The following is a 17872-nucleotide window of genomic DNA, read 5'->3' on the forward strand; positions in this document are numbered from 1 at the left end:
CGTCGGCCGAAGAAGTGGAGGTCGTGTGTCCGAGAATGTGCGTGGCGCGACGAGCGTCGATGTCGCGGCGAGAGCCGGCGTCTCTCAGACCACCGTCTCGCTGGTCTTCCGCGGCGGCAAGGCCGGGGCGCGGATCACGGAGAAGACCAGGGATCGCGTGCTGAAGGCGGCTGCCGAGCTCGATTACCGCCCCAACCACGCCGCCCGGAGCCTTCGGCAGAGTCGCAGCATGATGATCGGGATGGTGCTGAACTTCTACAGCCAGCACGCGATCGATCTCGTCATGGCGGGGCGGCGCACGGCGGCGGAACGCGGCTACCAGCTCCTGTCGCTCCCCGGCGGATCGGCGGATGTCGAGGCGTCGGCGCTCGACCTCGCCGCGCGCGGGGTCGTCGACGCGCTCGTGTTCTGCACCATCGAAGACGCTTCGCGCAAGCAGGCCGTGAAGCTCGCCAAGCAGGGGGTGCCGATGGTCATCGTCGGCCTGCCCTCTCCGCATCCGCTCATCCCATCGGTGCGCATCGATCTGGTGTCGGCCGGTTTCATGGCCACCTCGCACCTGATCGACCAGGGGCATTCGCGAGTGGGCTTCCTCGCCCCTCCCGGGCACCGCGACGAGAAGGGCGAGCGATACGAGGGATACGTCAAGGCCGTGGCCGAACGCGGGGCGGTGGTCTCGGATGCGCTGGTCGCCGAGGCGGTACCCAACTACGAGGGCGGGTATCGCGCAGCCACCAGACTGCTGCAGCTTCCTCTCGCAGAGCGCCCGACGGCACTCTTCGCCTTCAACGACGACATGGCGATCGGAGCGATCCGGGCGGCGAAGGATCTGTCGATGGACATCCCGGGCGATATCGCCCTGATCGGATGCAACGGATACCGCATCGACGAGTTCCTCGTCCCCCAGCTCAGCACGGTTCGCGTGCCCGGCGAGACCTACGGGATCCGCGCCGTCGACATCGTCGTCGACGGCCTGAACGGCAGGGCTGCCCCCGCGCGCGATCAGATGCTGCCCCTCAGCCTCGAGGTCCGGGAGTCGTCCGTCCGCTGACGACGGGCACAGTCGCTTCCGGCTCTTGAGGTTTTCTAGTATTACGTAGTACTTTGGTTCCGAGCCGCATCGCAGCGGATCGGAGAGGAAGTCATGGCGACACTGAAGGTCACCGACGTCAAGCGCACGGTCATCCGCGTGCCGTTCCGGGAGCGCAGCCGTCCGTGGAGCGAGCTCCTCAACGGGCAGTGGGGCATCGTCGAAGTCGTCGAGGTGATGACGAACGATCCCGAGATCATCGGCATCGGCGAGACACTCCTGCACTACACCTGGGCGCGCGTCCCCGAGGAGGCGACCGCGAGCGTCCTGGGTCGTCCTCCGGCGGAGCGGATGGCGGACGACTCCCTCGGCGCGGGGCTGCAGATGGCCCTCTACGACGCGGCCGCCAAGGGAATGGGTGTGCCGTTGCGAGCTCTGCTGGCGATGCCGCAGGTGCGCGAGTGGGCGCCGATCTCGTGGTGGAACACGAAGTCGCCGCCCGAGATCCTCGCCGCGGAGGCCGAGGACGCGCTGCGTGAGGGATACGTCACGCACAAGTTCAAGGCGAGACCGTGGTTCGACATCTTCGAGCAGGTCGAGGCCGTGAGCGCGGTGACGCCCGCCCACTATCGCATCGACCTGGACTGGAACGGCATGCTGCAGACCCAGGGGGATGCGGTCGAGGTGCTGCGCCAGCTCGACCGGTACGAGCGGGTCGGCATGTACGAGTCGCCGATCCACTTCGACGACATCGAGGGCATGCGCCTCCTGCGGGAGAAGATCGAGCGGCCGCTCGCCGAGCACCTCCTGCCGTGGACGTTCCCGCACCACATCCGGCAGGATGCCGTCGACGGCTTCGTCGTCGCGTCGCGCGGCGTCTCCGGGATGCTCCACTACGCGTCGATGTGCGCGGGCTTCAACAAGAGCTTCTGGCTGCAGGCGGTCGGCACGGGGCTCACCACCGCGCTGTCGGCGCAGTTGGGCGCCGTCATGACGCATGCCCGCTGGCCGGCCGTGACCTGCCTGAACATGTACGACGACGATCTGATCGTCGAACCCCATGAGATCCGCGGCGGGTATCTTCATGTGCCCGACGGGCCGGGACTGGGCGTGGAGCTGGACCGCGATGCCGTCGAGCGCTATCGCATCGACGCCCCGTATCGGGCGGAGTACCCGCGCAAGCTCGTGAGCTTCTCGCTGCCGAGCGGTCACGTGCGGCACTACGCCGAGATCAGTCAACCGTGGGACGAGGCGCGGGAGCGGTGGAACATGCCGCCGCAGCAGCGCGGTGCGAACCTCTCCGTGCGCGTCGACGACGGCTCCGACGAGTTCGATCGCCTCTACCGCCGGGCCGCGGCATCCCCGGTGTGGGAATGAGGTGCGCGTCGAGGATGCCCCGGATCCGGATGGGGCGGCCATGAGGATCCTCGTCCTGGGCGGGAGCGGCGACGTCGCGCGTCTCGTGGTGCCGCATCTCGCGCAGCGACACGACGTGACCGTCGCCGACATCCGCCCCGGCGACTCGGCATCGTCGATCCGGCGGATCCGCGTGGACGCCGTCGATGAGGATGAGCTGCTCGAGGCCTCGGCCGAGCAGGACGCGGTGGTCTATTTCGCGATGGGACGCAAGAGCGACTGGGGCGACCACGAGCCGGGCTGGCGGCGGTCGCACTTCGAGTTGAATCTGTGGGGGCTCGACTCCGCCCTGCGCGCGGCGGCGTCGGCGGGCGTGCGACGCTTCGTCCACGCGAGCACGATGTCGGTCTTCCGCTCCTTCCCGGCGCTGCCGACGGGTTTCGACCCGCCGGTACCCGACGCGTGCGACACCTACGGCCTGACGAAGCGGCTCGGCGAGGACCTCTGTCGCGCACGCTCGTCGGCATGGGGCCTCGACGTCGTCTCCCTCCGGCTGAGCGAACCCGTGCCTGACGACGTCTGGGAGCGCGACCACACCACGCGCCCGTGGCTCACGGCCGCCAGCGACGTCGCGATGGCGTTCGAACGTGCTCTGGTGGTCGATCTGGAGCACTTCCGCGCCTTCTCGATCACGGGCGATATCGACGCGCGGCCGGCGGAGCGCCGCGAGGCGCGCGATCTGCTGGGCTGGAACCCGCGCCCGCGGAACGAGCGGCGGGCCGCCTCGTGACCGGCCGCTCCCACGCACTCGCGACTCTGGACCGCACTGAGATCGGGCGGCGAGCCCCCGGCGCGATCGCCGTGCTTCCGATCGGGGCGACCGAGCAGCACGGCCCCCATCTTCCGACTGGGACCGATCACCTCGTGGTGGCCCATGTGGCCGAGCGGGCTGCGGAGCTGCTCGACGGCGTCGTCGACGTGATCGTCGCACCGACGCTTCCATTCGGATACTCGCCTCATCACCTCCCCTTCGGAGCCACGATCTCCCTGACCGCGTCCACGGTGCTGAGTCTGCTCGGCGAGGCGTGCGCGAGTCTGCTCGCGGCGGGTTTCCGCGGCGTGTTCATCCTCAACGGCCATGGCGGGAACGAAGACCTGGTGATCGTCGCCGCGCGGGAGGCGGGCACGGCCTCGGGGGCCGTGGTGGGCGCAGGCTCGTACTGGTCGATCGCGTGGGCGGACCTCGATCGCGCCGGTTTCCAGCAGAAGGGTGAGGTGCCCGGGCACGCTGGGGCGTTCGAGACATCGGTCATGCGCGCGCTGGGAGCGAGCGTCGACGCGCCTCGACGCTCCTGGTCGCCCGCTCCGCGAACGCACTACCACCCGGACTTCCATGTCGAATCCGCCGCAGGGTGGGCGGAGTCGCGCGGCTTCTCCGACGACCCCGCCGCCGGCTCCGCCGCTGATGGCGAGCGAGCGCTCGCCGTGATCGCCCGTGCGGTGGCCGACGCGCTGACCGCATTCAACGCCGCCGTCGACACGGCCGCGTCCCGCTCGATCGTCTCGCATGAGGAGGACCTGTGAATCACGACCACACCCGCACCGATAACGACCGTCTGCCCGTCGTGCCGTTCGACCCTGAGCTCGAGCGGGTCTATGCGGCGATGCCGGCAGACCTGCTCCGCGATCTCACCCGTGACGACATCCCCTGGCTGCGCCGAAGTGATCCCCCGTCGGATGAGGCCGCCGACATCGCAGCCCGCCACCGCACACCCCACCAGCGGCAGGAGGTCGAGCACGACGGCGTCGTGACGTCTGTCGACGTCTACGGCGCCGGAGGTGCCGGCCGGCCGGGCATCTTCACGATCCACGGCGGAGGTCTCATCGCCGGCACAGCGCTGTCCGGGCTCGACGAGCTGCTGCCGATGGCAGCGGAGCTCGACGCCGTGGTCTTCTCCACGTCGTATCGCCTGGCCCCCGAGCATCCGGCGCCTGCGGCCCGTGATGACGCACTCGCGGCGCTCGCCTGGTGCTTGGAGAACGCCGAGTCCTTCGGCGTGGGGCCGGGTCGGATGCTCCTCCGAGGAGTGAGCGCCGGGGGAGGGCTGGCGGCCAGCGTCGCCGTCGCGGCCCGAGACCGGGGGCTTCCCGCGACCGCCGGTCTGATGCTGGAGGCGCCGATGCTCGACGACCGCAACGAGACGGCCTCCGCGAAGCAGTACGCGGGCCGGCATCCCTGGAATCGGGGATCGAATGCGATGGGGTGGGAGGCGTATCTGGGGCGGATGTCGGATGCCGCGCGTGACGAGCTGGTGCCCGCACGGGTCGGCGATCTCGGCGGACTGCCTCCGGTGTACCTCGATGTCGGATCGGCCGAGGTCTTCCGCGACGAGGTCGTCGCCTTCGCGAGCCGTCTGTGGCGGGCGGGCGGCGAAGCCGAGCTCCACGTGTGGAACGGAGGCTTCCACGGCTTCGCGCCGAGCGCACCCGAGTCACGGCTGTCAGCCACGGTCCGCACAGCCCGCGAGGGCTGGATCGCGCGTCTGTTCGCGCGCACGGCTGAGGCGCCGAGCGCGTGATTGCGACCGTGCGCTTCGGATTGTAATCTGCAATGAAACTACGTAGTACTGAAAGGCGAAGCATGTCTTCCTCTGTAGCTCTGGCGATCTGCACCGGCAGCGCACTTCCTGATGGCGGGATCGACTGGACCGTGTACGCGCGCGAGGTCTACGCCCACGCAGGAATCGCGGTCGACGTGACGGAAGGCCTGATCGATGATGTCGCCGGCCGTCGCGCCCCGCTGGTCTTCCTCTCAGCACCGGTCCTCGCGGAGGCCGAGCGCGACGCCGTCGTCGCGTGGATCCGCTCCGGTGGGGCCGTCATCACCTACGGCGGCGCCGGCGACCTCGGCGACGCGCTGGGCGTCGCCGACGGCATCCTGGTCGACGAGGGGTACGTCCGGCCGGCCGAATCCGTGCCCGGTCTTCCCATCAGTCATCCCGGCGTGTACGCACACGGCGGGCGGCGGCTCGACGTCACAGCGACGACGGCGCACACGCTCGCCGAGTGGGCGGACGGTGGCGCTGCCGCCGTGCTGGTGCCCTGCGGGGAGGGCAGGGTCGAGATCTGGGGTGCCGACCCGTGGCAGAGCATCGTCCGCATCCAGCAGGGATGGCCGGTCGAGGGGAAGGGCCCCGCCGCACCCGATGGATCCGTCCCGCGCGCCGATGACATCCTGCGGGCCGACGAGGGCCTCGCCCTTCCTTACAGCGATCGCCGGCTGCCCGACGGTTCGGTACCTCCGGCAGGCGCCGTCTACGAAGGCGGACGCTCGCCCCGCGTCGCCGCCCCGATCTTCACCGTGCCGCACGCAGACCTCTGGCGAGCCCTCGTCGGTCGCTCGCTCGCCGACGCGTATGCGGAGCTCGCCCTTCCCTTCGTGCGGGTCGACTATTGGCCTGCCGGTCTCGATGCCGTCGCGCACATGTCGTGCGACTCCGACCTGAATCGCGACTCCAACGCACGCGCCGCGCTCGCCGCCTTCGATGCCGCCGACGTTCGCGTGGCCTGGTGTCAGTGCCATCCCGGGGGCTACTCGCCGGAGGTGGTGGAGGCCATCACCGCGGCAGGGCACGAGCAGGCACTGCACTACAACGCCATGCACGACACCGACGTGGACGAGTGGGGCTTCGAGAACATGGCGACCCAGCTCGCCTGGGTCCGCAATCTCACCGGCGCGACCATCACCTCGAACAAGAACCACTACACCCGCTGGGAGGGCTGGACCGAGTTCTACGAGTGGTGCGACCGACTCGGGATCGGTCTCGACCAGACCCGTGGTCCCAGCAAGCAGGGTGACGCGGGCTTCACGTTCGGCACCGCCCACCTCTGGCGTCCGCTGATCGATCACGAGGGAGGGCAGGAGCTCGGGCGCGTGATCGAGATGCCGTTGCACAGTCAGGATCTCGCCTGGTTCGCTCACCGCACGATCGCCGAGCCGATCCTCGATCAGGCGGTCGCCGTGCACGGCGTCGCGCACTTCCTGTTCCACGGCGGCAATATCGAACGCGACGAGGAGACGCGCGATTCGGTCGTCGCAGTCGCCGAGGCGGCACGGGCGCGGGGCATGCAGTGGTGGCTCGCGGATCGCATCGAACGATGGGAGAGGGCCCGGCGAGGGGTGGCGATCGAACTCGATGAGCAGGATGACGGTTGGGTCTTGCGCGTGAGCTCTGCGGAAGACATCTCCGACCTGGCGGTCCTGGTCGCCGGAGATGCCGCCGTCACCGTGGAGGCGGACGGCGATGAGGTCGCGCGACGCTCCGTACTGCGCCACGGGCGCGCCTTCACCGAGATCGGACTGCGTGTCCACGCGGGCATCACGGAGTTCCGTCTCGATGTCGCGGCCGTCGGCGACTCGTCGGTCCACGACGAGGCGACTCGGGTGAGCTGAGCGGAGACGCGACCCGGGGGAGCGCGGCCCCCTCGGGTCGCGGTCAGTCCGGCACGACTGCGAGGGCCTCGATCTCGACGAGATAGTCGCGGGCGAGGCCCACGGCGATGGTGCTGCGAGCCGGGCGATGGTCGCCGAAGACCTCGCCGTATGCGCGATCGAACTCGGCGAACGACGACAGATCCACCAGGAAGCAGGTCGTCTTCACCACCGCGGTGAGGTCGAGTCCCGCACTGCGGAGAACGGCTTCGAGGTTGCGGAGGGTCTGCGCGGTCTGTGCGGCCACGCCGTCGGCGAGGGAACCGGTGGTCGCGTCGATACCCACCTGACCGGAGAGGGCGAGCAGCCCACCGATGCGCAGTCCTTGCGCGTAATGGCCGACCGGGGCGGGGGCGCGGTGCGTGTGCAGCGGGACGGGTGTGACGGTCATGTCGGCTCCTGGGTGGTGTCATCGGTGGACGGGCGGCGACCGCTTTCGACGAGCAGGCGCGTGAGGGTGCCTCCGAGCACGGAGTCGAGTTCGGTGGGTCGCAGTAGGGACGCAGCCCAGGGCGGAACGTCGAACAGATGCTGCTCGGGGATCGCATCGAGCACGGGCGGGAAGTCCGACCCCCAGACGATCCGGTCAGGACCGAAGGCGTCGAGGACGACGCGGAATGCCGCCTCGGCCGAAGAATGCGGAAAGGAGCGCTCGATGGCGTAGAGCCCCGACAGCTTCACGAAGACGTGGGGCGCGGCAGCGAGCGCGAGAAGGGGCTCGAGGGTGGATGCGGCGGTGTCGACGTCGACGGCGCCGGGGCCGGGCAGGCCGAGGTGAGAGATGAGCACCGGACCCTCGTCGACCCGGAGCAGCAGCGGAGCGGCGTCGCGGAGCGCGCGCGGCTCGGCGTTGACGCTCAGGATGCGACCGCGAAGAGGGCGCCGCAGCGTGGCGGCTTCCGACATGCGTCGGGAACGCTCGTCGGTGAGGTAGAGACTGAGCCCGGCGAACTCATCCCGGCGACGCGAGGCGGCAGCGTCGGATGCCGAGCCGTCGGGAATCCACGCCAGAGGATGGATCCAGGGGTGCGCCTGGGCGGCATCGGCGATGGCATCCGAGTTCCCTCGGAAGCGAGCCTCGCCCTCGTAGGCCACGACGAGGGCGTTGCGGATCCCGGCGGCAGCCCGCGCGGAGGAGTATCGAGCAAGGTCCGATCGGTGGTCGTCGAGCTCGTGCCGGAGGCCGGTGAACAGGTGGATGTGCGCGTCCGCTCGAACGCCCGTGCCGGCGGCGACCATCGATGCTCTCTCCGTTCCATCGAGGCAAAGTACTACGTAGTATTGTCGAACTCGTGCAGCCTTGCAAGATCGAGCCGCCGTCCCGCCGTCGGTCGCGCAAGTTTACGGAGGTCTGCGATGGACAGGTCGGCGAAGGGTCGTGCGGATTCCGTTGCCGATGCCGGTAGAGTCCACGGAATCCGTCGCGAGAAGAAAACGATTGACGCGAGAAGCGCAGGAGCTCTACTGTTCTGAGCATGGCAGCAACGACGCCCATCCATCTCGAACGACCCGACGGGAAAGGACTGGCAGCCGGCACGCTCGGCCTCTGGGGCTCGACCGTCATCGGTCTGGCCTCGACCGCGCCGGTGTACTCCCTGGTCGCCACGCTCGGCTTCGTGGTGCTCGCCGTCGGCGCGCAGGCGCCGATCGCCTTCATCATCGCCTTCGTGCCGATGCTCCTGATCGCCTTCGCCTACCGCGAGCTCAACAACGCGGTGCCCGACTGCGGCACCACCTTCACCTGGGGAACGAAGGCGTTCGGCCCGTGGGTGGGGTGGATGGGCGGCTGGGGCGTCGCGGTGGCCGGCATGGTGGTTCTCGCGAATCTCGCCCAGATCGCCTCTGTGTACTTTTGGTCGCTCGTCGGACAGGATCTCGAGAACAACGACTGGCGGGTCGTGGTGGTGGCCGTGATCTTCATCGCCGCGATGACGTGGGTCAGCTGGCGCGGTGTCGAGATCGGCGAACGCATCCAGAACATTCTGCTCGGCATCCAGTACCTCGCCCTCGCGATCTTCGTCGTCACCGCTCTCTGGCAGTTCTTCACGGGAGCCGCCCCGAACCCGACGCCGTTCGACATCGAATGGCTCAACCCCTTCGCCTTCACCGACTGGTCGGGCTTCACCGAGGCGATCCTCCTGGCGCTGTTCATCTACTGGGGCTGGGACACCTGTCTCGCCCTGAACGAGGAGACGAAGGACCCGAAGCGCATCCCCGGTCGTGCCGCGCTGCTCACCACCGTCATCCTGCTCTTCACGTACGTGGCCGTCACGATCGCCGCCATGATGTACGCCGGTCTCGGCGACTCCGGCACGGGCCTCGGCAACGAGGCGAACGCCGACGACTTCTTCCTCGCGATCAAAGACGGCCTGCTCGGCCCCTTCGGCTGGGTGCTCGTGGTCTCGGTGATCATCTCCGCCGTCTCGTCGACCCAGACCACCATCCTCCCGACCGCTCGCGGCACTCTGGCGATGGGCGTGTACCGGGCGCTGCCGGCGAAGTTCAAAGACGTGCATCCCGTATACAAGACGCCGTCGTTCTCGACCATCGTGATGGGTGTCGTGGCCGTCGCCTACTACGTCGGCATGACGCTGATCAGCGACAACATCCTGCAGGACTCGATCCTGTCGCTCGGTCTGGCGATCGCGTTCTACTACGCCATCACGGGCTTCGCCTGCGTGTGGTATTTCCGCAAGGACCTCACCCGCTCGGCGCGAGACCTCTTCTTCAAGGGGATCTTCCCGCTGCTGGGCGGCCTGATGCTCACCGGCGCGTTCGTGCAGTCGGCCATCGACATGTGGGACGTCGACTACGGCTACACGGTGCTGTTCGGGATCGGCGGCACCTTCGTGATCGGCATCGGCTCGCTCGCGTTCGGCCTCGTGCTGATGTTCGTCTGGTACCTGTTCCCGCGGTCAAAGCGATTCTTCCGTGGCGAGAGCCTGAACCGCGAGACCCAGGTGATGGTCCCCGACGAGCCGAGCGTCACCATCCGCTCGATCGACGGCGGCATCTGACCCACGGCCATCGCGCGCGCGCCCGTCGCGGCGTCGCTGAAGGGAGGAACACGCCGGTGCGAACGCGCACTCACCGGCGTGTTCCTCCCTTCAGCCGCGGGCGCGGGAGGGCGCGGGCGGGGGCGGGCGCGGGCGGGGGCCGGACGGGGCGCGGGCGTAGGCTGGGCCCGTGCGCATCCGGCTCGACATCGCCTACGACGGCACCCACTTCCGGGGCTGGGCGAAGCAGCCGACCCTCCGTACCGTCCAGGGCACGCTCGAAGCCGCTCTCGCCCGGATCGTCGGCTCCGACGTGCAGTTCGTCGTCGCGGGACGGACGGATGCCGGCGTCCACGCCAGCGGACAGGTCGCACACGTCGACCTCGACGATCAGCAGTGGGAGCGGGCGTCGGCTCGGCGCGGGCGCACAGCGGACGATCCGGCCGACGGCCTGGCGGGACGCGTCCGTGGCGTGCTCGGTGCCTACTCCGATGTCACGGTGACACGCTCGTCGATCGCCCCGGACGGCTTCGACGCCCGGTTCTCGGCCGTGTGGCGGCGGTACCGCTACCGCCTCGCCGACGCGCAGGCCGGGTACGATCCCCTCCGGCGCATCGACACGACCAGCATCCGCGGGATTCTCGACGAGCAGGCGATGGATGCTGCAGCGCGCACTCTCATCGGCCTTCACGACTTCGCCGCCTACTGCAAGCCGCGCGAGGAGGCGACCACCATCCGCACGCTCCTCGACTACCGCTGGTCCCGCGATCCCGACGGCGTGCTCGTGGCCGAGGTGAAAGCCGACGCCTTCTGCCACAGCATGGTGCGCGCCCTGGTCGGCGCCTGCGCCGCGGTGGGCGAGGGGCGCCTCGACGTCGACGATCTCGTCGTGCTGCGCGACGCCCTCGCCCGCACGAGCGAGTTCAAGGTGCTCGCCGCCCGCGGCCTCACGCTCACCGAGGTGGGATATCCGGCCGATGAGCTGCTGTCGTCGCGCGCGGAGCAGACCCGGGCGCGGCGGGGCGTCGTCGACTGACGGAATGCCGCGAACGGAGCTGGTCCACAGCGATCGCGAGTAGCGTGGGGGAGGTCATGAAGGTCATCTCGTACAACCTCCAGAAGCACCGCGCGGCCGGCGAGCTCGCGGCCCTCGTCGGCGAGCACGACCCCGACATCCTGTGCCTGCAGGAGTGCAGGGTCGCCGACCTGCCGACCACGATCGGCGGGTTGGCGCTGGCGGATGCCACGCAGGGGAACCGGCTCGGGATCGCCCTGTTCTATCGCGAGAGCACGTTCCGGCTGCAGGGCATCCGGGTGCTCGGACTGAAGAAGTCCCTGCACGACCGCATCGCCAAGCCGGCGCACGAGCGGGTGCTCGGGGCGCGGCTGCACGACATCGACTCCGGCCGCGACTTCATCGTCGCCTCGTTCCACGCCGCGCCTCTCACCGCGCTGAACTCGCTGCGCCGGCACCAGATCCGCGCCGCGCTCACCGAGCTTGCGACGCTCGGCGACGGGCTGCCTCAGCTGATGGTGGGCGATTACAACTACCCCGTCTTCAAAGAGAACCTCGGTCAGGCCGTGCGCGATCACGGCTACGCGCTGACACTGAGCGACGACCACACCTACACGCGGTACCGAGTGTTCCGGGGGCACTACGACTTCGCCACCTCGACCGGGTTCGACATCGATCGCATCACCACCCTCCCTCAGGGCTCGAGTGATCACCGTCCGATCCTCGTGACGGTCACCCCGAACTGATTCGGGGCGCCGTCGACGCGACGGAGATGACTTCCGGCACATGCCCGATCGACCATGGTCGGCGTAGCGTCGCATCGCCGCGGACAGTCCGCGGCCGTTGGATCTCTGGAGGAGTCGTGCTTCTCAGCGTCAACACATTCATCAGCCTCGACGGGGTCATGCAGGGTCCGGGCGCACCGGACGAGGACACCACCGACGGCTTCGATCGAGGCGGGTGGCTGGTGCCGTTGGTCACGGATGCCTCCGACGAGGTCGTGAACGGGTGGTTCCGCCGCGCCGAGGCCATCCTGCTCGGTCGCCGGACCTTCGAGATGATGCGGACCTACTGGTCGCAGGTGACCGATCCCGACGACCTCGTGGCGACCGCGCTCAACACATGGCCCAAGTACGTCGCGAGCGACACCCTGTCCGATGAGGATGCCGCCTGGGGGCCGACCACCGTGCTCCGCGGTGACGTCGTCGAGCAGGTCAGAGCCCTCAAGCAACAGGGCTCGTCCGACGGCGAGCTGCAGATTCACGGCAGCTGGCGGCTCGCGCGCACCCTGCACGACGCCGGGCTCGTCGACGTGGTGCGTCTGCTGCAGTTCCCGGTCGTCGTGGGAGCCGGCAAGAGGTTGTTCCCCGAGGACGCTGCCCCGGCGGGCTACACCGCGGTATCCGACGAGTGCATGGTCCTGCCGAACGGCACGGTCTCGCTGGCGCTGCGTGCGTCGTCGGTCGGAGCGGTCGATGCGGGCGCGTACCTCGTCGACGGCGGTCAGCGGATCGAGGGGGTCGACGGCTGACGCGGGAACGATTTGGGGAAGGGCACCAGGTGGCGTATGCTGTTTCTTTGGTGCCCTTCCTCTCACTGCGGGGGAGACGCACATCCGAACGTGAGCCCTCCACTGGCGTGTTCCCGGCTCGATGAGCCCGAGACGACGAACCACCCCGGAGTGGGATTCACGAACCTCTCCGTTCGACACAAGAAAGCAGCACTATCGTGACGCGCACTTACACCCCCAAGGCTGGCGAAGTCCAGCGCGACTGGGTCGTCATCGACGCCACCGACGTCGTTCTCGGACGCCTGGCCTCCCACGCCGCGACGCTCCTGCGTGGCAAGCACAAGCCGACGTTCGCCAATCACATCGACTCGGGCGACTTCGTCATCATCGTGAACGCCGACAAGGTCGCGCTCACCGGTCAGAAGCTCCAGAAGAAGATCGCCTACCGCCACTCGGGCTACCCGGGCGGGCTCAAGGCCGTCAACTACGCCGAGCTCCTCGAGAAGAACCCGGTCCGTGCTGTCGAGAAGGCCATCCGTGGCATGCTCCCGAAGAACAGCCTCGGCCGCCAGCAGCTGTCGAAGCTCAAGGTGTACGTGGGTGGAGAGCACCCGCACGCCGCACAGCAGCCCCAGCCGTACACCCTCGACCAGGTCGCCCAGTAAGCGCCGTACAGACTTAAGGACATACTCGTGGCTGACATCCAGGACACCACCGAAAACCTTCAGAACTTCTCGACCTCGACTCCCGAGACCGAAGCAGTCGAGGCGGCTCCCCGTCCCGTGCTGAGCGTGCCGGGCGCCGCCGTGGGCCGTCGCAAGCAGGCCATCGCCCGCGTGCGCCTCGTCCCCGGCTCGGGCACCATCACGGTGAACGGCCGCACGCTCGAGGATTACTTCCCGAACAAGCTGCACCAGCAGCTGATCAACGACCCCTTCACCGCCCTGAACCTCGCGGGTGCGTACGACGTCATCGCCCGGATCTCGGGCGGCGGCGACTCGGGCCAGGCCGGCGCGCTGCGTCTCGGCATCGCCCGTGCACTGAACGGGATCGATGCCGAGAACAACCGTCCGACCCTGAAGAAGGCCGGCTTCCTCTCGCGCGACGCCCGCGTCAAGGAGCGCAAGAAGGCCGGACTCAAGAAGGCCCGCAAGGCGCCTCAGTACTCGAAGCGCTAAGGCTCACTGCGCCGATGCCGATCTTTGGCACGGACGGTGTACGAGGACTCGCCAACGGCATCCTCACCGCCGACCTCGCGCTCACCCTGGCCCAGGCGACTGCCGTCGTCCTGGGCCAGGGCCGTACTGCGGAGGCTCGCAAAGCCGAAGGCAAGCGACTCACCGCAGTTGTCGCCCGCGACCCCCGGGTCTCGGGACACTTCCTCACGGCCGCCGTCTCCGCAGGCCTGGCGTCCTCCGGTGTCGATGTGCTCGAGGCCGGCGTCATCCCGACGCCCGCGCTCGCGTTCCTCGTCGCCGACCGTGACGCCGACTTCGGCGTGATGATCTCGGCGTCGCACAACGCCGCTCCCGACAACGGCATCAAGATCTTCGCCCGGGGCGGACGCAAGCTGCCCGACGTCGTCGAACAGCGCATCGAGGCCGCGATGGCCGGCGAGATGCTGCGCCCCACCGGCGCCGGCGTCGGCCGCATCGACCGGTTCTCGGATGCTGAGGACCGCTACGTCGTGCACCTGCTGGCCTCGCTGCCGAACCGGCTCGAGGGCATCCACGTCGTGCTCGACTGCGCGCACGGCGCGGCATCCGGCGTCTCCCCGGAGACGTTCCGCGACGCCGGGGCCGAGGTGACCGTCATCGGCGCCGACCCCGACGGCTGGAACATCAACGACGGCGTCGGCTCGACGCACCTCGAGAACCTCGCCGAGGCGGTCGTGCGCCTGGGCGCCGACATCGGCATCGCGCACGACGGCGATGCCGACCGTTGCCTCGCGGTCGACGCGCAGGGCAACGTGATCGACGGCGACCAGATCATGGCGATCCTCGCGATCTCGATGAAGGAGCGCGGCCACCTCACCGACGACACCCTCGTGGCGACGGTGATGAGCAACCTCGGCCTGCATGTCGCGATGCGCGAGCACGGCATCACCGTGCGCCAGACCGCGGTCGGCGACCGCTACGTGCTCGAGGACATGAACGAGGGCGGCTACGCGCTTGGTGGCGAGCAGTCGGGCCACGTCATCATGAGCGAGTACGCGACCACCGGAGACGGCCTCCTCACCGGCCTGCACCTGGTGGCCGAGATGGCGCGTCAGAAGAAGACCATCGCCGAGCTCGCCTCGGTGATGACGGTCTACCCGCAGGTGCTGGTCAACGTGCGCGACGTCGACAAGGATCGCGTCGCCGACGACGAAGGCGTGCAGCAGGCGGTGCGTGAGGTCGAAGCGGAGCTCGGCGACACCGGCCGCGTGCTGCTGCGCAAATCGGGCACCGAACCGCTGGTGCGCGTCATGGTCGAGGCCGCCGACGCCGAGTCGGTGCGCGCCTACGCCGATCGTCTGGCGGGCGTCGTGCAGGAGCGCCTCGCCCTCTGACCGCAGCCGCCCGCACGACAGTGTCGGCCCGCTGACGCCTCAGGGGGCGGCGCAGATGCGGAAGTAGCCGCTGTCGGCCAGGGTCTCGGTGCTGCACGCGAGGCCCGTCAGCCGCGGATGCTCGCGCATGGCCTCGGCGTCGACGAGGCCCACGTGCGCGCCGGTCAGCACGATCGGCGCGACCGCGGCACCCCAGGGGTCGGCCGCGAGCCATTCGACGTCGTTCTCGGCCACCCATTCGGCCAAGGGGGCGACACCGGCGCGCTGCTGGTCGAGGGTCAGCAGCTCGCGCGGCCCGAACGATGCGGCCACGTGCCCTGCGGCTCCGGCGGCGACGACGAGCGCCATCGCCCCCGCGGCGGCGGCCCCGGCGACGCGCGCGGCCGGGCGCGCCGGCATCCGCATCATCGCCCAGACGGCGACGGCAGCGATGATCGGGAAGAACGCGAAGACGCCCGGTGCCGGATGCCGCACCCAGAGCGGCAGACGCGACGCGGTCGCCCACCAGCCGACGAAGGCGAGCGCGCCGACGAGGGCGGCCAGCGCGTAGGCGATCACGAGGCGCTCCGACTCGCTCGCCGTGCGCCACCGGAGCACCACCCCGGCGACGGCCAGACCGACCGCGATGACGGCGGCGAGCAGGGCGAGCACCGCGGGCACCGACCAGGAGTCGGCCAGCGTGCCGATCTTCTGCAGCACGGTCGTGTCGGCGTCGCCCTGTCCTCCGCTGCGCACGAAGCGCACGAGATCGCGGAGGTGATCGATGAAGCCCGACGTGCCGAGCGACACGAGCGCAGCCAGCTCGACGAGCAGCGTCGGCGCCGCGACGCCCAGAAGGGGGAGCCACGCGCGGCGCAGCAGGTCGCGCAGACGATGCCATCCGGTGCCGTCGGAGAGCACCCACAGTGCGACCGCGAAGGCGGGCAGTGCGAGCAGTGCGATGAGCTTCGCCTGGATCGCGAGACCGACCAGGAGCCCCGCGAGCCACGCACGGCGGGGGAGCACGACGAGCGCCCACACGAGCAGCGCCCCTGCGGGGATCTCGCCGAGGAGGTCGGCCGGTCCCTGGATGGGCGAGACGCCCGCGCCGGCGGTGAACGCCAGGGGCACGGTGACGGCCAGCAGCGCCGCCCAGCGGCCGCCGATCCGGCGCCCGATCAGGGCGAGACCCGCGAGGAGCAGCGCCCAGTAGGCGAGGGGGATCAGGCGTGCGGCGAGCACGGGGTCGATTCCGGTCGCCAGCAGCAGGGCGACCGGCAGCAGCACGACGGGTCCGGTCGAGATCCGCGGGTCGAACGGAGTGATGGTCGAGCCGGAGAGCGCGCCGTCGCTGGAGTAGCCGAGTCCGGCGAGCAGGTTGCGGGGCACGGTGAGGTTGAACGCCTCGTCCTCCCAGAAGCGCCACACGACCAGGCTGTGCCAGGCGACGATCACGTGTCCGACGAGGAGGGCGGCGGCGAGCGCCCAGAACAGGATCGTGCGCCCGCGGGTCATCGCGCGACGCGCTCCGGCCGACGGATGCCGCGCAGCGGGGCCGCGGGACGCAACGACAGCGTCCACACCTCGGCCAGAGCGGTCCGTGCGAACGAGCGCAGCCGCTTCGGGGGGAGGCTGAGGCCGTTGCCGCGCCCCCACATGGTGCCGGTGGTCGATTCGCCGCGGCGCGGGATGCTGGCGACGCGGAGGTACCGCACCGCGAAGCCCGCCCGCGCCTCGGCGAGGGAGAAGTGCACGTGTGGCACGGTGGCGGCGGTGGGGGTGGCGTCGACGAGCAGGCGCAGCGCGTCGGGGCGGTAGGCCCGCAACGGGGTGTTCACGTCGGGGACGCGCCGGCCGGCGGCGACGGCGATCAGCGTGCCGACGGATGCCGTGAGCGCCTTGCGGTACCACGGGTCGGTCCGGCCGTCGCGCACGCCGTGCACGACATCGGCACCGGTCGCACCGAACGCGGTCAGCAGGCGCGTGAAGTCGGCACCGAGGAACTGGCCGTCACCGTCGACGTGCACGATCACCTCGGGCTCGGCCGCGAGGCCGGCGCGGTAGGCGGCGAGTGCCGTGGGCCCGTGCCCGCGGTTCACCGGCTGCACCTCGACCGTCACGTCGTCGACGTCGTCGAACACCTGGGCGGTCGCATCGGTCGATCGGTCGTCGGCGACATGGAACGTGACCCGGTCGGCCAGCGGACGCACGTTCTCGCGGACCTCGTCGACGAAGCCACGGATGCCCTCGACCTCGTTGAAGGCGGGCATGACGATGGCGACGTGGGTGAAGTGCACGGAGGTCCTTGGGCGCTGAGTCGACGCGCAGGTTCGCAGGCGCGCACCGAGTAGCCTAGTCGAGTGAATCAACCCTCCCGAATCCGGCGCGTCGCGCGCGTGGGGAGTCGCTTCCTCATCGTCGGCGGGCTGAGCACGCTCATCGAGATCGCCGTGTTCAACCTCCTCGTCTACGGGCTGGGATGGAACGTCGTCGTCGCGAAGCTGGTCGCCTCGGCGGTGGCGCTCGTCAACGCGTACTTCGGCAACCGGGAATGGACGTTCCGCCACCGCGACCGACGCAGCAGATGGAGCGAGCTGGTGCTCTTCCTGGCGGCCAACGTCGCCTGCACGGCGCTCGGCGCCGCGCTCGTCTGGGCGGGCGTGGAGGCCGTCCACCTGCTGCTCGGGCGGCCGCCGGGGGCGATCGCGGTGAACATCGTCAACCTCGTCAGCATCGCCACGGTCGTGGTGGTGCGCTTCGCCTTGTACCACTGGGTCGTGTTCCGCACGTCGCCGAAGCCGGCGGTGGCCGAGGCGGCGATCGGCGTCGACGTGCCGCGGCCGTGACTCCCAGGCGTGCGCCGCGGGCGTGAGCCGACCCGGAGAAGTGTATGCCAGCATATGAAGAGGCTGTAAACGGCCGGACAACCAGGAAAGAGCGCCG

Annotated in this window: 18 protein-coding genes; 14 read left to right on the plus strand and 4 right to left on the minus strand. The window is 69.7% G+C overall.

Features of this window, described 5'->3' with window-relative positions; all coding sequences use genetic code 11:
* The first annotated feature begins 25 nt into the window (after positions 1–25).
* The 6 genes from AB3M90_RS01495 to AB3M90_RS01520 all read left to right on the plus strand — a co-directional run bounded on the left by AB3M90_RS01495 (position 26) and on the right by AB3M90_RS01520 (position 6839).
* Entirely contained in the window at positions 26–1051 is a 1026-nt protein-coding gene (locus AB3M90_RS01495; protein WP_412949517.1) for a LacI family DNA-binding transcriptional regulator, read from the plus strand.
* Positions 1052–1144: 93 nt separating this feature from the next.
* The gene (locus AB3M90_RS01500) at positions 1145–2407 is read left to right on the plus strand and encodes a mandelate racemase/muconate lactonizing enzyme family protein (protein WP_412949518.1); all 1263 of its coding nucleotides are present in this window, start codon (positions 1145–1147) and stop codon (positions 2405–2407) included.
* A 40-nt stretch (positions 2408–2447) separates the two neighbouring features.
* Entirely contained in the window at positions 2448–3176 is a 729-nt protein-coding gene (locus AB3M90_RS01505; RefSeq protein ID WP_412949519.1) for an NAD-dependent epimerase/dehydratase family protein, read from the plus strand.
* Positions 3173–3970: a creatininase family protein gene (locus AB3M90_RS01510; protein WP_412949520.1), complete on the plus strand. Its 798-nt coding sequence runs from the start codon at positions 3173–3175 to the stop codon at positions 3968–3970. The genes AB3M90_RS01505 and AB3M90_RS01510 overlap by 4 nt, the downstream gene beginning before the upstream one ends.
* The gene (locus tag AB3M90_RS01515; protein WP_412949521.1) at positions 3967–4965 is read left to right on the plus strand and encodes an alpha/beta hydrolase fold domain-containing protein; all 999 of its coding nucleotides are present in this window, start codon (positions 3967–3969) and stop codon (positions 4963–4965) included. The genes AB3M90_RS01510 and AB3M90_RS01515 overlap by 4 nt, the downstream gene beginning before the upstream one ends.
* A 62-nt stretch (positions 4966–5027) precedes the next feature.
* Positions 5028–6839, plus strand: a complete 1812-nt coding sequence (locus AB3M90_RS01520) for a hypothetical protein (protein WP_412949522.1) — start codon at positions 5028–5030, stop codon at positions 6837–6839.
* A gap of 43 nt (positions 6840–6882) precedes the next feature.
* On the opposite strand, the gene AB3M90_RS01525 is transcribed toward AB3M90_RS01520, so the two are convergent.
* Both AB3M90_RS01525 and AB3M90_RS01530 read right to left on the minus strand, forming a co-directional pair.
* Complete coding sequence (locus AB3M90_RS01525; RefSeq protein ID WP_412949523.1) at positions 6883–7269, minus strand: RidA family protein; 387 nt, start codon at positions 7267–7269, stop codon at positions 6883–6885.
* The gene (locus AB3M90_RS01530; protein ID WP_412949524.1) at positions 7266–8117 is read right to left on the minus strand and encodes an amidohydrolase family protein; all 852 of its coding nucleotides are present in this window, start codon (positions 8115–8117) and stop codon (positions 7266–7268) included. Before AB3M90_RS01530 ends, AB3M90_RS01525 begins: the two co-directional genes overlap by 4 nt.
* Positions 8118–8353: 236 nt before the next feature.
* Here AB3M90_RS01530 and AB3M90_RS01535 point away from each other — a divergent pair, with 236 nt between their 5' ends.
* The 7 genes from AB3M90_RS01535 (at position 8354) to glmM (ending at position 14950) form a co-directional block, all read left to right on the plus strand.
* Positions 8354–9895, plus strand: a complete 1542-nt coding sequence (locus tag AB3M90_RS01535; protein WP_412949525.1) for an APC family permease — start codon at positions 8354–8356, stop codon at positions 9893–9895.
* Positions 9896–10064: 169 nt separating this feature from the next.
* A complete protein-coding gene (gene truA, locus AB3M90_RS01540; RefSeq protein WP_412949526.1) occupies positions 10065–10910 on the plus strand; it encodes a tRNA pseudouridine(38-40) synthase TruA in 846 nt (281 codons plus the stop codon).
* 56 nt (positions 10911–10966) lie between these two features.
* Entirely contained in the window at positions 10967–11635 is a 669-nt protein-coding gene (locus AB3M90_RS01545; protein ID WP_412949527.1) for an endonuclease/exonuclease/phosphatase family protein, read from the plus strand.
* Between the two features lie 116 nt (positions 11636–11751).
* The gene (locus AB3M90_RS01550; RefSeq protein WP_412949528.1) at positions 11752–12420 is read left to right on the plus strand and encodes a dihydrofolate reductase family protein; all 669 of its coding nucleotides are present in this window, start codon (positions 11752–11754) and stop codon (positions 12418–12420) included.
* Between the two features lie 197 nt (positions 12421–12617).
* A complete protein-coding gene (gene rplM, locus AB3M90_RS01555; protein WP_412949530.1) occupies positions 12618–13064 on the plus strand; it encodes a 50S ribosomal protein L13 in 447 nt (148 codons plus the stop codon).
* Positions 13065–13091: 27 nt separating this feature from the next.
* A complete protein-coding gene (gene rpsI / locus AB3M90_RS01560; RefSeq protein ID WP_136031687.1) occupies positions 13092–13577 on the plus strand; it encodes a 30S ribosomal protein S9 in 486 nt (161 codons plus the stop codon).
* Between the two features lie 14 nt (positions 13578–13591).
* Positions 13592–14950, plus strand: coding sequence for a phosphoglucosamine mutase (glmM, locus tag AB3M90_RS01565; protein WP_412949531.1), 1359 nt, complete (start codon positions 13592–13594; stop codon positions 14948–14950).
* A 39-nt stretch (positions 14951–14989) separates the two neighbouring features.
* On the opposite strand, the gene AB3M90_RS01570 is transcribed toward glmM, so the two are convergent.
* Positions 14990–16444, minus strand: a complete 1455-nt coding sequence (locus AB3M90_RS01570) for a hypothetical protein (protein ID WP_412949532.1) — start codon at positions 16442–16444, stop codon at positions 14990–14992.
* Positions 16441–17226 (minus strand): glycosyltransferase family 2 protein, encoded by a 786-nt coding sequence (locus tag AB3M90_RS01575; protein ID WP_412949534.1) that lies wholly within the window; start codon positions 17224–17226, stop codon positions 16441–16443. The genes AB3M90_RS01570 and AB3M90_RS01575 overlap by 4 nt, the downstream gene beginning before the upstream one ends.
* Before the next feature lie 63 nt (positions 17227–17289).
* Here AB3M90_RS01575 and AB3M90_RS01580 point away from each other — a divergent pair, with 63 nt between their 5' ends.
* Positions 17290–17775 carry a GtrA family protein gene (locus tag AB3M90_RS01580; RefSeq protein WP_412949535.1) on the plus strand — a complete coding sequence of 162 codons (486 nt, stop codon included), beginning with the start codon at positions 17290–17292 and terminating at the stop codon, positions 17773–17775.
* Positions 17776–17872 lie beyond the last annotated feature (97 nt).

It is taken from the genome of Microbacterium martis (genome assembly GCF_047246685.1).
Lineage (GTDB): Bacteria > Actinomycetota > Actinomycetes > Actinomycetales > Microbacteriaceae > Microbacterium.

Coding starts and splice junctions, on each gene's coding strand:
- AB3M90_RS01500 (WP_412949518.1), top strand. CDS start 1,145: ATGGCGACACTGAAGGTCACCGACGTCAAGCGCACGGTCATCCGCGTG.
- AB3M90_RS01505 (WP_412949519.1), top strand. CDS start 2,448: ATGAGGATCCTCGTCCTGGGCGGGAGCGGCGACGTCGCGCGTCTCGTG.
- AB3M90_RS01520 (WP_412949522.1), top strand. CDS start 5,028: ATGTCTTCCTCTGTAGCTCTGGCGATCTGCACCGGCAGCGCACTTCCT.
- AB3M90_RS01525 (WP_412949523.1), bottom strand. CDS start 7,269: ATGACCGTCACACCCGTCCCGCTGCACACGCACCGCGCCCCCGCCCCG.
- AB3M90_RS01530 (WP_412949524.1), bottom strand. CDS start 8,117: ATGGTCGCCGCCGGCACGGGCGTTCGAGCGGACGCGCACATCCACCTG.
- AB3M90_RS01535 (WP_412949525.1), top strand. CDS start 8,354: ATGGCAGCAACGACGCCCATCCATCTCGAACGACCCGACGGGAAAGGA.
- AB3M90_RS01545 (WP_412949527.1), top strand. CDS start 10,967: ATGAAGGTCATCTCGTACAACCTCCAGAAGCACCGCGCGGCCGGCGAG.
- glmM (WP_412949531.1), top strand. CDS start 13,592: ATGCCGATCTTTGGCACGGACGGTGTACGAGGACTCGCCAACGGCATC.
- AB3M90_RS01570 (WP_412949532.1), bottom strand. CDS start 16,444: ATGACCCGCGGGCGCACGATCCTGTTCTGGGCGCTCGCCGCCGCCCTC.